Genomic DNA, 12,734 nt, shown 5'->3' on the forward strand with positions numbered 1-12,734 from the left:
CGCGACCGGTACGAGCCGGCGCGTGTGATGTTGGGAGAAACGCAAGATGACCCTCGCAATTCGCAAGGCAGGGGTGGGCCTGGCTGCCCTTGCTCTCGCACTGTTTCCTTCGGCGCCCACGCTAGCGCAGGATGCGGACACCGCCGCACAGCTGGCCGAGATCGATGCCAGCCTGCCCGGCACGCTGATCAACGATCCCACCTCGCTCGAATGGCGCACCGCCGGGGCACGACTGCGCACAGCGGCGATCGTCGACCCAAATATTCCTGGCGGCGGGGCGGCAACGCAGTATGAAGTGCGCCGCGCAGGCGCCAATCCGTGGGATATGCAGGCCTATGCTCCGCTGACGGCCGATATCGCATCGGGCACGCAGGTCACATACGGCTTCTGGGCGCGCACCACCGAAAGCCGCGCCGCGGATGGCAACGGCCGCGTCACCGTGCGCGTGCAGCGCGATGCCGATCCGTGGCCCGGCTTTGGCGACACGACCTTTGTCATCGGGCGCGAATGGCGCTGGTATGAAGGCACCGCCACCGCCAACATCTCGATCCCCCGGCGCGAGGCGTTTCTGGTGTTCCAGATGGGGGCCGAACAGCAAACGGTGGAAATCGGCCAGACCTTCGTGGTGGCAGGTGCAGATCGAATCCTGGGCAACAATGCCCGCCCCACGCCCACTTTGCCGCCGCAACTGGAAGGGCGCGGCACGCTGATCAGCAATCCGTTCGTGTCGGATTACAGCTACCTTGCCAATGCCGGCACCTATGCTGTGCGCGAGGAAGGGACGATCTGGCTGGGCAGCGCGGTGCAGTTCACATCCCCCGCCGTGGCTCCGCAGGCCTGGGATCTGCAAGCCGCCGTGCCGCTGACCGAAGCGATTGCCGAGGGAGACCAGCTCGAAATCGCGGTTGCCGCCCGCACCGTGTCGGCCGCTACGGAAGACGGGCGCGCGCGGATCGGCGTGCGCGTGCAGCAGAACGTGCCGCCCTTTGGCGGGTTTGGCGACAACACCTTCAGCGTGGGGCCGAACTGGCAGCTTGTCCGTGTCCGCACCACCGCCACCGCGGCAATGGCCGGCGGCAGCGCGGTGGTCGCGCTGCATCTGGGCGGCGCACAGCAGGTGGTCGATATCGGCCCGGTCTATGTGGTGAAGCTGACAGCGGGGCAATAACCTCGCCGCCAGAACCCGCGCATGTCAGTGAGCGGACATTGCCTCTGCCGCACGCAGGGGCGGTGTCCGGCTCGCCTTCACCGCGAACAGCACCAGCAGCGCGTAACACGCCGCAGGCAGCAGCATGGCGGTGACATATCCGGTTGCGCCCGACACCAGCCCCACCAGCGGCGGCAACGCCGCGCCGCCAACGATGGAGGTGCACAGGAACCCGCTCGTCGCCTGCTCGCTGGCGGTGGATCGTTCCAGCGTCAGCGTGAAGATCACCGGGAACATGATCGAATTGAACAGCCCGATCGCCAGCGCGACATAGCCTGCCGAAACGCCGCCTACTGCCACCACATAAAGACACATGGCGCAGGCAATCGCGGTGAAGATCGCCAGCAGGCGCGCGGCATCGAACCGGGCCAGCAGCAGCGAACCGATCGCCCGGCCCACCATCGCCCCGCCCCAGTAAAAGCTGACGAACTTGCCCGCATCCTGCAGCGTAATGCCCCACACGCCATCATCGTTGAGGAACAGCGCCATCTGCGTGCCGATGGCGACTTCCGCCCCGACATAAAGGAAGATCGCCGCCCCGCCGAGCAGGCACCAGCGGCTCGACACCGCGTCGGCAATCATCGCGCCGATCCCCTTGGCAGGCGCGGGTTCGGGCGCGGCGGCCGCCACCGTGCGGCGCGAGAGGAAGAAAAACGCGAACAACAGCAGCAAGAGTCCGCAGATCCAGAAATAGGCCATGTCGATGCCCAGCAGCGCGTTCTGCCGCGCTTGATCGGTCACCAATGTGCCTTCCTTGACTTCGAGCCCTTCCAGGAACAGCACCGCTCCGACATAGGGGCCGATGAAGGTGCCGAAACTGTTGAAGGTCTGCGCCAGTGTCAGGCGAAAATGGCTCTTTTCCGGCGCGCCAAGCGCCGCCGCCAGTGGGTTGGCCGCCACCTGCAGCACGGTGATCCCGCTTGCCAGCACGAACAGGCCCAGCAGCACCAGCGAATATTGCGCGATATTGGCCGCCCCCAGCATGATCAGACACGCCGCTACCATGATCGCCAGCGCCAGCAATATCGCCGGAACCGCCCGTATCCGCGCAATCAGCACGGCGGCGGGGAAGGATATCAGCGCATAGGCGATAAAGAAGGCGGAAGCAGACAGCTGCGCTTCCATATCGGTCAGGGTGAAGATGCCCTTTACCGCCGCGACCAGCGGATCGATCAGCGATGTGATCAGCCCCCAGGCAAAGAACAGCGTGGTGACGGCAATGAACGCCGCCCGCACGGTAGCCTTGTTTTGCATTGTGATCCCTCCGCGAAAAGGGGCGCTCCGTACTCCCGTCAGGAGCGCCCCATTCGCAAATTACTCCCCGGCTACTGCATAGGGGCCGATCACCACTCCCGTAAAGAGGCCAGCATGGATGGAGGACAGCGGTTCCACATTCACCGTGGTGCCCAGATTCTGCCAGTTGCGCGAACCTGCGGCGCGGAAAGCGAGATTGGCCTGCCCGCCATCGAGGTTCAGGCGCAGGTCAACCGCGCCATTGCCCGGCAGCGGCGCGCGCGCAACCACTTGGCCGCGTTCGCCATGCTCAGGCTCATAACGCAGGCGAGCGACCATTTCGCGGCCCTGCCCGGTGCCTTCGACGCCAAAGGCCAGGAAGTGCCCTTCATCCATGAAGGCCAGCAATCCGGCAAAATCACCCTGCGCGGCGGGGGCAAAGCTGACGCGCGTGCTCACTTCCGCCTGGTGGTGGCGCAGGCGGCGCCCGGTAAAGGACGGACGACCCAGGCTCCCCGCTGCATCCGGGCCTGCGGTGACCCATAATTGCCCGGCAGAGGCATCAAGCCCCCATTGCTGCGTTGCCACCGGGGTGCGCAGCGCGATCCATTCGCCCGACAAGGGCGCGGTGAAATCGTCGCGGTAACGGCTCCAGTCGGTGCCGTTGAAACGCGGCAGATTGGGCCGCTTCACCACGGCGGGCACATATTCGCCCGGATCGAGGAATCGCGGCCAGCCATCTTCCCACGTCATCGGCAGCAGGAAGGTTTCGCGCCCCATCAGCGTCGATTGCCCGGCGAAGGGACGGGTGGCGAGGAACACGCCCCACCATGTGCCATCGTCCAGTTCCACCGCATCGGCATGGCCGGTCGCCTCCACCCGGTCGGGACGATTCGGGTCCATGTTGCGCTGGGTCAGGATGGGGTTGATGGGGCCCGGCGTATAGGGGCCGGTGAGTTCGCGCGAGCGGTAGATCGTCTGCGAATGCTGGTCGGCCGTGCCACCCTCTGCTGTCAGCAGGTAATACCAGTCGCCCACCTTGTAGATATGCGGCCCTTCGGCCCAGATCGGGTTTTCCGCCGGGTTCACCCCGCCATCGACCAGCAGTGTGCGCTCCTCGGCCATAGACATGGTTTCGGGGAAAAACTGCTGGATCCAGATCGCGCGGTGGCCTTCGTAACGCGGCTCCACCGCAGGGGCATCATTATAGGTGATCCAGGTGGTGCCATCCTCGGCGAAATAGAGCGAGGGGTCGATTCCGCCGAAAGGCAGCCACACCGGATCGCTCCACGGACCTTCGGGCCGGTCAGCGGTGATAACGAAATTGTTGCCGCATTCGATGCAGGTGTTCACGATCCAGAATTTGCCGTGTCCATAGGTGATCGCGGGCGCGAACAGCGCGCGATTCGTGCCAAGGCCGCTGAAATCGACCATACCCGGCCGGTCGATCGCATGGCCGATCAGGTTCCAGTTCACCAGATCGCGGCTGTGATAGATCGGCAGGCCGGGAAACCAGCTGAAGGTGGAATTGGTGAGGTAGAAATCATCCCCTACCCGCACGATCGAGGGATCAGGCTGAAAACCCGGCAGCACCGGATTGCGGAACGAATCAGCAGGCGTTGCCGGCACCTCGCCCGTGGCGCGGTATTCCATGTAATCGAACGTGGCCGTCGGCCCCACCCGCGCCGCCGCCCCGGTTTGCGCGATTGCCGGGGAAGCCAGCACCAATGTCAGCGCCGCAATCGATAAACCTGTCAGCCTTTTACGCATTCAACTTCTCCCTTTGGCACAAACCTTGGGTGTTTGCCCTTGCCGGAACCTTTTAGGCATCTTATGGTAGCGCTATCAAGGGGGAGGAATTCACGGCAATGGTAGCCGAAGTGACCCAATATTTGCCCGCTGACTATGCGGAAGGACAGTTTATTGGACGTGCGCAGGGGCCGGATGGCCCGCATGTGCTGGCGATTCGCGGCGGCCGCCTGTTCGATCTGACCGAAACCGTGGCGACATCCGCTGGTGCGGTGGCGCGCCGCATTTTCGATGGCGGCCGGGACATCGGCGCCGTGGAAGATGGCCTGCCCGAAGGCTGGAGCCTGCTTTCCCCCATTGATCTGCAGGCAGTAAAGGCTGCTGGCGTGACCTTTGCCCTGTCCGCGATTGAACGCGTGATCGAGGAACGCGCCCGCGGCGATGCCTCGGCGGCCGAAGCGATTCGCGCCACGCTAGAAGAAAAGGTTGGCGCTGGCATCCGCTCGGTCGTCCCCGGCAGTGCGGAGGCTGCCGAACTCAAGGCCGCGCTCATTGCAGAAGGGATGTGGTCGCAATATCTCGAAGTGGCGATTGGCCCCGATGCGGAGATATTCTCCAAATCGCCCACGCTTTCGACTGTGGGCACGGGCGCGCTGATCGGGGTGCGCAGCGATTCGAGCTGGAACAACCCCGAACCCGAAGTGGTGCTGGTGTGCGATGCGCATGGCGAAATCGTGGGCGCAACGCTGGGCAATGACGTAAACCTGCGCGATTTCGAAGGGCGCAGCGCGCTGCTCCTTTCCAAGGCCAAGGACAACAACGCCAGCTGCGCGATCGGCCCGTTCATCCGCCTGTTCGATGATGGCTTTACACTCGACGATGTGCGCACCGCCAAGGTGGAATTGCAGATCGACGGGCCCGAAGGTTACCGGCTGGAAGGCACCAACGACATGGGGCAGATCAGCCGCGATCCCACCGATCTGGTGGCGCAGTGTCTGTCGGAGCATCATTATCCCGATGGATTCGTGCTGTTCTGCGGCACGCTGTTTGCCCCCACGCAGGATCGCGACACACCGGGCGCCGGTTTCACGCACAAGGTGGGTGATACCGTTACCATCAGCTCGCCGCGTATCGGCACGCTGCAAAACACCGTCACGACTTCGCGCGATGCACCGGCCTGGACCATGGGCATCAGCGAATTCGTGCGCAACCTGGCCGCACGCGGCCTGATCGACCGCATCTGAGGAGTTTCATGACCAACCGTATCCTTTCCCACTATATCGGTGGCGAGTTCACCGGCGCGAGCGACGCGCTGGAGAGCATCAACCCGTCCGATACCAGCGACATCGTCGCGCGCTTTCCCGATGGGACGGCGGCTGATGTTGGCGCGGCTGTTGCCGCGGCAAAGGCGGCGCAGCCGGCCTGGGCCAATGCCTCGCCCGAAGTGCGTTCCGATTTGCTGGAAAAGGTTGCCTCCGCCCTGTTCGCCCGCGCCGCGGAACTGGGCGAATTGCTTGCGCGCGAAGAAGGCAAGCTGCGCGCCGAAGGCATGGGCGAAGTGCTGCGCGCCGCGCGCATCTTCCGCTATTTCTCTGGCGAAGCGCTGCGCCGCCATGGGCTGACGCTCGAATCGACGCGTCCCGGCCTTGATGTGGCCACCCATCGCGAGGCATTGGGGGTTGTCGGCCTCATCACGCCGTGGAACTTCCCCATCGCCATCCCCGCATGGAAAGCCGCCCCAGCCATGGCGTTCGGCAATACGGTGGTGCTCAAGCCCGCCAATGTCACGCCCACCATGGCCTATGCCCTGGCGGAAATCATTCACGAGGCAGGCGTCCCTGCGGGCGTGTTCAACATGGTGCTGGGCCGCGGCGATGTGGGCCGCGCGATTGTGGATCACGAAGATGTGGCCGCGATCAGCTTTACCGGCAGCCAGCAGGTGGGCGGCGCGGTGGGCCTTGCCGCGATGAAGCGCGGCGCCAAGGTGCAGATGGAAATGGGCGGCAAGAACCCGCTGGTGATCCTGAACGATGCCGATCTCGACAAGGCCGTGGCAATTGCGGCCGATGGCGGCTTTTTCCAGACCGGTCAGCGCTGCACTGCGTCCAGCCGCGTAATCGTGGAAGACGGCATTCACGATGCCTTCGTGGCGGCGCTGGCGGAAAAGGCCAAGAGCCTCAAGGTCGGCCCGGCGCTCGATCCGGCAACGCAGGTCGGCCCGGCCGCCAGCGAACAGCAGTTGGAGCAGAACTTCCGGTATGTCGCGATTGCCTGTGACGAAGGCGGGCGTCTGGCGGGCGGCGGCGAGGCGGTGAAGGGCGAGACCAACGGCTATTTCATGCAGCCCACCGTGATCGCGGATACCAATCCCGACATGCGCATCAACAATGAAGAGGTTTTCGGCCCCGTCGTCTCCACCATCCGCGTGAAGAATTACGACGAGGCGCTGGAACAGGCCAATCGCGGCAATTTTGGCCTTTCATCCGGTATTGTCACCAGCAGCCTTGCCAAGGCGCGGCATTTCCGTCGCAATGTCAAGGCGGGCATGGTGATGATCAATCTGCCCACTGCCGGTGTCGATTACCACGTGCCTTTCGGCGGCACGCGCGGATCGAGCTATGGCGCGCGCGAGCAGGGCTTTGCCGCAGTGGAGTTCTACACGACCGTGAAAACGGTCTACACAGGAGACTGAGCCAGATGGCTGAGGGGATGTTGCGGCCAGTGGCTCAGGGGGCGATTTACCCCAGCCTGGCCGGTAAGAAAGTACTGGTAAGCGGTGGCGGTTCGGGCATCGGGGAAGGCATTGTGGAAGCCTTCGCCCGTCAGGGCGCGGCCGTTGCCTTTGTCGACATTCAGGAAGCGCCCAGCGCCGCCCTGGTCGCGCGCCTCGCCGACGCATCGGTTCCGCCGATCTTCATGCCGTGCGACATTACCGATTGCACCGATTACGGCGCCAAGATCGGCCAGCTGATCGAGCGCCTCGGCGGCTGTGACGTGCTAATCAACAATGCCGCCAGCGATGACCGGCACAATTTCGCCGATGTGACGCCCGAATATTGGGACGAGCGCATGGCCGTGAACCTCAAGCACCAGTTCTTTGCCGCCAAGGCGGCCGTTCCGGCTCTGCGCGCGGCGGGCGGCGGGTCGATTGTCAATCTGGGATCGATCAGCTGGCATCTGGGGCTGAAGGATCTGGTGGTTTACCAGACAGCGAAGGCCGCGATCGAGGGGCTGACGCGCAGCCTGGCGCGCGAGCTGGGTCGTGACAACATCCGCGTTAACGCCATCATACCCGGCAATGTGCAGACCCCGCGGCAAATGAAGTGGTACACACCCGAAGGCGAGGCCGAAATCGTTGCCGCGCAATGCCTCGATGGACGCATCCAGCCCGCCGACATCGCCGCCATGGCGCTGTTTCTGGCAAGCGACGATGCCCGCTTCTGCACCGCGCATAATTACTGGGTGGATGCCGGATGGCGGTGAACCTGACCTCTTCGGCGCGGCCACGCCGGCTGATCGATGTCGGCAGCAAGTTGGGCGAAGGCGCGTTCTGGGATGCCGAACGCGCCATCGTCTGGTTCGTCGATATCAAGCAGCACCGGCTGTGGCATTACGATCCGGCCACGGGCAGCAATGCCATGGCCGAGGCGCCGGAGCAGATCGGCTGGGCCCTGCCCGCCGATAACGGCCTGCTTTTGTGCGGGCTGAAGGACGGGCTATACACTTTCGATCCCGCGCATCAGCGTTTTGAAAAGCTGATGGATGTGCCGGGTGAACCTGTGGGGAACCGCCTCAACGATGCCTGCACCGATCCTTGGGGCCGCGTATGGTTCGGCTCGATGGACGACAGCGAAAGCCAGGCATCGGGCCGCTTCTATGTGTTCGAGCGCGGCGAAATCCGTCCCGCCGGCCCTTCCGGCATTTCGATTACCAATGGCCCTGCTGTCAGCGCCGCAGGTGATCGCATCTATTTTACCGACACGCTGGGCCAGAAAATCATGGTGGCCCCGCTTACCGTATCGGGTGTTGGCGAGGCTCGCCTCTTTGCCGATACCGGTGCGCTTCATCCCAATGCCTATCCCGATGGTCCGGTAGTCGATGCCGAAGACCATGTCTGGACCGGACTCTACCTCGGCAGCCGCGTCGCCCGATTCTCTCCCGACGGTGATGTGGTGGCCGAGGTGGAGTTCGAAGCGAGGGATATAACCAAGATGTGCCTGGGCGGCGCGGATTTCCGCACCGCCTTTGTCACCACCGCGACCAAGAATCTGGAAGAGGGGGAGTTCCCGCAATTCCCCCATGCCGGCAGCCTGCTGGCCTTCGATTCCCCCGTCGCCGGTTTTGCGCAGGCACGGGCAAAGCTGGGTTAAGCCTATCAACCGCGCCACCGGACGTGAAGAACCGGGGCGTTTGCGGGACAGGAGTGAAAATGGCCGCAGGCACCAAACCGCTTTTCCGCGCATCCGTTCTTGCCGCTCTGCTGACAGCGGCGTCATCGCTGGCAGTGCAGGCCGCCCCGCAGCCCGGCGCCGCTTATGGCGATCACATGGTGCTCCAGCGGGGACAGCCCATCGTCATCGAAGGTCGCGCAGAGCCGGGCGCGGAAGTTACCGGCACGCTTGGCACAGAACGCAGCACCACCCGCACCGATGCGCAAGGCCGCTTCCGCCTGACCTTCGCCGCGCGCGATGCTGCGGCAGAACCGCTGACGCTGCGCCTTGCCGATTCCACCGGCGAAACGGTGCTGCACGACCTTTTGATCGGCGATGTCTGGCTGTGTTCGGGTCAGTCGAACATGGAACTGCCCGTTGCGCGCGCGCTTAACACCGGAAGCGAGCTGCGCCGCGCCGCCGACCCCTTGATGCGCTTGCTCAAGGTGCCGCAATTCACCGCCGCGACCGAACAGGACGCCTTTGGCGCGCCCGTCGAATGGCAGGCTGCCACGGCCGAGACGGTGGAGCCGTTTTCCGCCGCGTGTTTCTTCATGGGCAAGCAGTTGCGCGCGGATCTTGGCGTGCCGGTGGGCCTGATCCATTCCAACTGGGGCGGGTCGGCCTCCAGCGCCTGGCTGAGCCCGGCGGCGGTGCGCGACCTGTATGGCGAACAGGCGGCCGAGCTGTTGCAGCTCTATTCGCGCGATCCTCTGGCTGCCGCGCAGGCTTTTGTGCCGCAATGGTATGACTGGTGGCGCGCAGGCGACAACGGGAACGAGCCGTGGACCAATCCCGATAGCCTTGCGTGGAAGCCGATCCCGCAATTTTCCTTCTGGAACAGCTGGACGGGCACCGGCCTTGACACGCAGCCTGCGGCAAATGTGTGGCTGCGCCAGACCTTCACCCTCACGGCCGAGCAGGCGGCGGCGGGCGATGCCATGCTGGCAATTGGCGCGATTGACGATCTCGACCTCACCTGGGTGAACGGCAATCCGGTCGGCTACACCTTCGGCTGGGGCGTCGAACGCAATTACCGGGTGCCGCGCGAATATCTGCGGGAAGGGGAAAACACCGTCCTGATTGCCGCCAGCAACAATTGGGATACCGGTGGCTTCTTCGGCGGGCCGGAGCGGCTGCATATTACCCCGGCGGGTGGCGCCCCGATTCCGCTGGGCGCGGACTGGGAATATGCGGTAGGTGCCATCAGCCAGATGCCGCCGCGCGCACCCTGGGATGCAATTGCCGGCTTTGGCGTGATGCACAACGCCATGATTGCCCCGCTGGGCGGTATGCGATTGGCAGGCGTGGCCTGGTATCAGGGTGAAAGCGATGTGGGGCAGGCCGGCTACGCAACACGCCTCACCCATCTGTTTGCCGGATGGCGCGCGCAATTTGGTGAACAGGCACGGATGCTGGTAGTGCAACTGGCCGATTACGGCCGCCGGGTAAGCGTGCCGGTGGCCTCAGGCTGGGGCGAATTGCGCGAGGAGCAGCGCCAGGGCGTGGTGGCCGATGCCAATGCCGCGCTGGTCACCGCCATCGACATTGGCGAGCCGAGCGACATCCACCCCGCCAACAAGAATGTTCTGGGCCTCCGCCTTGCCATGGCGGCGCAGGGCGTGGCTCTGCCCCAACCCGTCAGCGCATCGCGCGAAGGCGACACGATCACGGTCACCTTCAGCGGCGTGGAAGGCGGGCTGACCGCTTATGGCGGCCCCTATGCGCTGGGCGTGGAATTGTGCGGCGATACGCAGGACAGCTGCCGCTTTTTGTTGCCTGCGCTGTGGGGCGACAAAATGCTCATCGCAGCGGATGGGCGACCGGCGACACGCGTGCGCCACGGCTGGGCGGATGCGCCCGTGATCAATCTGTATGACGGGCGCGATTTGCCCGTGCCGGGTTTCGAGCTGGAAATCGCACAATGAGGATCGATCGCCGCAGCTTGATGGCAGGAAGCGCTGCCGGCCTTGCCTCGATCTGGCTCGGCGGATGCGCGACTGGGGCGGCGGAAGGAGCTGCGCCTGCCTTCATCACCCGCCGAGGCCAGCAATTGCTGCGCGGGGGCGCGCCTTTCCGGGTGGTGGGCGCGAATATGTGGTATGCGGCATGGCTGGGCGCGGATGCCGAATACGGCAACCGCCCGCGCCTGCTGCGCGAGCTGGACCGGCTGGCCAAGCTTGGCCTCAACAACCTGCGTATTATGGCCGCAGCCGAGGAAGGCCCGCTCAAGAACGCGATCAAGCCGGGCATGACGCGGGCCGATGGCAGCACGAATACCCCCCTGCTCGAAGGGCTGGATTTCGCCATGGCTGAAATTGCCCGGCGCGGAATGACGGCGGTGCTGGTGCTGTCCAATTTCTGGGAATGGTCGGGCGGGCTGCAAACCTTGCTGGCGCGGGTCACGGGCAGCCACATGGACATGGGCGATCCGGCGCATCCCTGGCCCGCCTTTGCCGATTCCACGGCGCAGTTCTATGCCAACCGCGAGGCGGTGGAGCTGTATCATGCGCATTTGACCAGTCTGGTGTCGCGCACCAACACCGTCACCGGCTTGCCCTATGCCGACGATCCCGCGATCATGAGCTGGCAATTGGCCAATGAACCGCGCCCCGGCGGCAGCGACGCCGCCATTGCCGCCAACCGCGAGTCCTATCTGCGCTGGATTTCCGAAAGCGCGGCGCTGATCCGGTCGCTGGACGCCAACCATCTGGTCAGCCTGGGGCAGGAAGGCACGCAGGCGACCAATGGCGATGCCGTGTTGGTGGCCGATGCGCATAACGAAGTCGATTACCTCACCGCACATATCTGGCCGCTCAACTGGGGCTGGGTAAAAGGGGACGATCTGCCCGGCACCTGGCCCGATGGGCGCGCGAAAGTGGTCGATTACCTGACCACGCACGCCGACATCGCGCGCACGCTGGACAAACCATTGGTGATCGAGGAATTCGGCTTCCCGCGCGACCGGGAATCATACGATCCTGCCGCCAGCACCGATTTTCGCCAGCTCTATTACCAGACCATCTATGACGCGGTGGAGGAAAGCTGGGCGAATGACGGCCCCGTTCAGGGCAGTAATTTCTGGGCGTGGAACGGGGAAGCGCGCGCCGCGCATCCCGACTATGCTTTCCGCGATGGTGATCTTGCCTATATGGGCGATCCGCCGCACGAACCGCAGGGCTGGTATGGCCTGTTCGATACCGATGCGGCCATGTTGCAGGCGGTGCGCGCCCATGCCGCCAAGGCGAAAGGCTGAATGTGACTGCTGATATGGTGGAACTGACCACGGATGGATGGGAAGCCGGTGTGCTTCCGCAAGCGGGGGGACTGATCGCCTTCCTGCGCCGCGCTGGCGTGGATGTGCTGCGCCCGCTGCCCGAAGGTTCCGCCAATCCGCTGGAAAGCGGATGTTTCCCGCTCGTGCCTTTCGCCAACCGCATTGCCGGTGCACGCTTCAGGCATGACGGAGCGAAGGTGCAGTTGCCGCGCAATTTCCCGCCAGAGGAATGTGCGCTGCACGGCATAGGCTGGGAGCAGCCGTGGCAGGTGACGGCGCAGGCCGCGTTCAAATGCACGCTGGAGCACAGCCACGATGGCAGGGCGGGATGGCCCTTTGCCTATCACGCGCGCCAGCGTATCCGCCTGGGGCCGCGCGGCATGGCAATCTCGCTTGATCTGACCAATCTGTCGGACCGGGTGATGCCATGCGGGCTGGGCCTGCACCCCTATTTCCGTCGGCGGCCGGAAAGTTTGGTGCGTTTTGCCTCTGCCGGCGTGGTGCTGGTGGGTGACGACCTGATCCCCTCGGGCGAGATTGCCGACGCTGCGCGCTTTTCCGATTTCGCCGCCGGATCAACCTTGCCCGATAGCCTGATCGACCATTGCTACACCGGCTGGGATGCCGCCGCGACCATCACCGATAATCTGGGCACCATCACCCTCACCGCTCGCGGCGCGCCCTGCCTGCATGTCTTCAATGGCGGCGGACAATTGTGTCTGGAGCCGGTCAGCCATGTACCCGATGCGTTGAATCAGAACCCGGCCCAGATGACGCATCTGCCGCCCGGATGCAGCGCCATGCTGGAAATGACGATCAGCGCCTCCTGACTAGTCGG

At 64.4% G+C, this 12,734-nt stretch carries 10 protein-coding genes; 8 read left to right on the forward strand and 2 right to left on the reverse strand.

What is annotated here, in order from left to right; translation table 11 throughout:
• Positions 1-46: 46 nt before the first annotated feature.
• Positions 47-1,168: a hypothetical protein gene (locus WFP39_RS08315; RefSeq protein ID WP_336918940.1), complete on the forward strand. Its 1,122-nt coding sequence runs from the start codon at positions 47-49 to the stop codon at positions 1,166-1,168.
• Positions 1,169-1,192: 24 nt separating this feature from the next.
• Here the strand turns inward: WFP39_RS08315 and WFP39_RS08320 are convergent, their stop codons facing one another.
• Both WFP39_RS08320 and WFP39_RS08325 read right to left on the reverse strand, forming a co-directional pair.
• Positions 1,193-2,461: an MFS transporter gene (locus tag WFP39_RS08320; protein WP_336918941.1), complete on the reverse strand. Its 1,269-nt coding sequence runs from the start codon at positions 2,459-2,461 to the stop codon at positions 1,193-1,195.
• A 60-nt stretch (positions 2,462-2,521) separates the two neighbouring features.
• On the reverse strand, positions 2,522-4,210 hold the full coding sequence (locus WFP39_RS08325) for a glycoside hydrolase family 43 protein (protein ID WP_336918943.1): 1,689 nt from the start codon (positions 4,208-4,210) through the stop codon (positions 2,522-2,524).
• 98 nt (positions 4,211-4,308) lie between these two features.
• Between WFP39_RS08325 and WFP39_RS08330 the strand changes: the two genes are divergently transcribed.
• The 7 genes from WFP39_RS08330 to WFP39_RS08360 are packed head-to-tail and all read left to right on the forward strand — an operon-like array spanning position 4,309 to position 12,726.
• Positions 4,309-5,433, forward strand: a complete 1,125-nt coding sequence (locus tag WFP39_RS08330) for a fumarylacetoacetate hydrolase family protein (RefSeq protein WP_336918945.1) — start codon at positions 4,309-4,311, stop codon at positions 5,431-5,433.
• Positions 5,434-5,441: 8 nt separating this feature from the next.
• Positions 5,442-6,881 (forward strand): aldehyde dehydrogenase family protein, encoded by a 1,440-nt coding sequence (locus WFP39_RS08335; protein ID WP_336918947.1) that lies wholly within the window; start codon positions 5,442-5,444, stop codon positions 6,879-6,881.
• Between the two features lie 5 nt (positions 6,882-6,886).
• Positions 6,887-7,672: a D-xylose 1-dehydrogenase gene (xylB, locus tag WFP39_RS08340; protein WP_336918949.1), complete on the forward strand. Its 786-nt coding sequence runs from the start codon at positions 6,887-6,889 to the stop codon at positions 7,670-7,672.
• Entirely contained in the window at positions 7,669-8,559 is an 891-nt protein-coding gene (locus tag WFP39_RS08345; RefSeq protein WP_336918951.1) for an SMP-30/gluconolactonase/LRE family protein, read from the forward strand. Before xylB ends, WFP39_RS08345 begins: the two co-directional genes overlap by 4 nt.
• A 59-nt stretch (positions 8,560-8,618) precedes the next feature.
• Positions 8,619-10,547 (forward strand): sialate O-acetylesterase, encoded by a 1,929-nt coding sequence (locus WFP39_RS08350; RefSeq protein ID WP_336918953.1) that lies wholly within the window; start codon positions 8,619-8,621, stop codon positions 10,545-10,547.
• Positions 10,544-11,875, forward strand: coding sequence for a glycoside hydrolase 5 family protein (locus WFP39_RS08355; protein WP_336918955.1), 1,332 nt, complete (start codon positions 10,544-10,546; stop codon positions 11,873-11,875). The genes WFP39_RS08350 and WFP39_RS08355 overlap by 4 nt, the downstream gene beginning before the upstream one ends.
• A gap of 2 nt (positions 11,876-11,877) precedes the next feature.
• Complete coding sequence (locus tag WFP39_RS08360; RefSeq protein WP_336918957.1) at positions 11,878-12,726, forward strand: aldose 1-epimerase; 849 nt, start codon at positions 11,878-11,880, stop codon at positions 12,724-12,726.
• Positions 12,727-12,734: the final 8 nt, after the last annotated feature.

It is taken from the genome of Alteraurantiacibacter lauratis (genome assembly GCF_037154155.1).
Taxonomy (GTDB): Bacteria; Pseudomonadota; Alphaproteobacteria; order Sphingomonadales; family Sphingomonadaceae; genus Alteraurantiacibacter; species Alteraurantiacibacter lauratis.

Coding starts and splice junctions, on each gene's coding strand:
- WFP39_RS08315 (WP_336918940.1), top strand. CDS start 47: ATGACCCTCGCAATTCGCAAGGCAGGGGTGGGCCTGGCTGCCCTTGCT.
- WFP39_RS08320 (WP_336918941.1), bottom strand. CDS start 2,461: ATGCAAAACAAGGCTACCGTGCGGGCGGCGTTCATTGCCGTCACCACG.
- WFP39_RS08325 (WP_336918943.1), bottom strand. CDS start 4,210: ATGCGTAAAAGGCTGACAGGTTTATCGATTGCGGCGCTGACATTGGTG.
- WFP39_RS08330 (WP_336918945.1), top strand. CDS start 4,309: ATGGTAGCCGAAGTGACCCAATATTTGCCCGCTGACTATGCGGAAGGA.
- WFP39_RS08335 (WP_336918947.1), top strand. CDS start 5,442: ATGACCAACCGTATCCTTTCCCACTATATCGGTGGCGAGTTCACCGGC.
- xylB (WP_336918949.1), top strand. CDS start 6,887: ATGGCTGAGGGGATGTTGCGGCCAGTGGCTCAGGGGGCGATTTACCCC.
- WFP39_RS08350 (WP_336918953.1), top strand. CDS start 8,619: ATGGCCGCAGGCACCAAACCGCTTTTCCGCGCATCCGTTCTTGCCGCT.
- WFP39_RS08355 (WP_336918955.1), top strand. CDS start 10,544: ATGAGGATCGATCGCCGCAGCTTGATGGCAGGAAGCGCTGCCGGCCTT.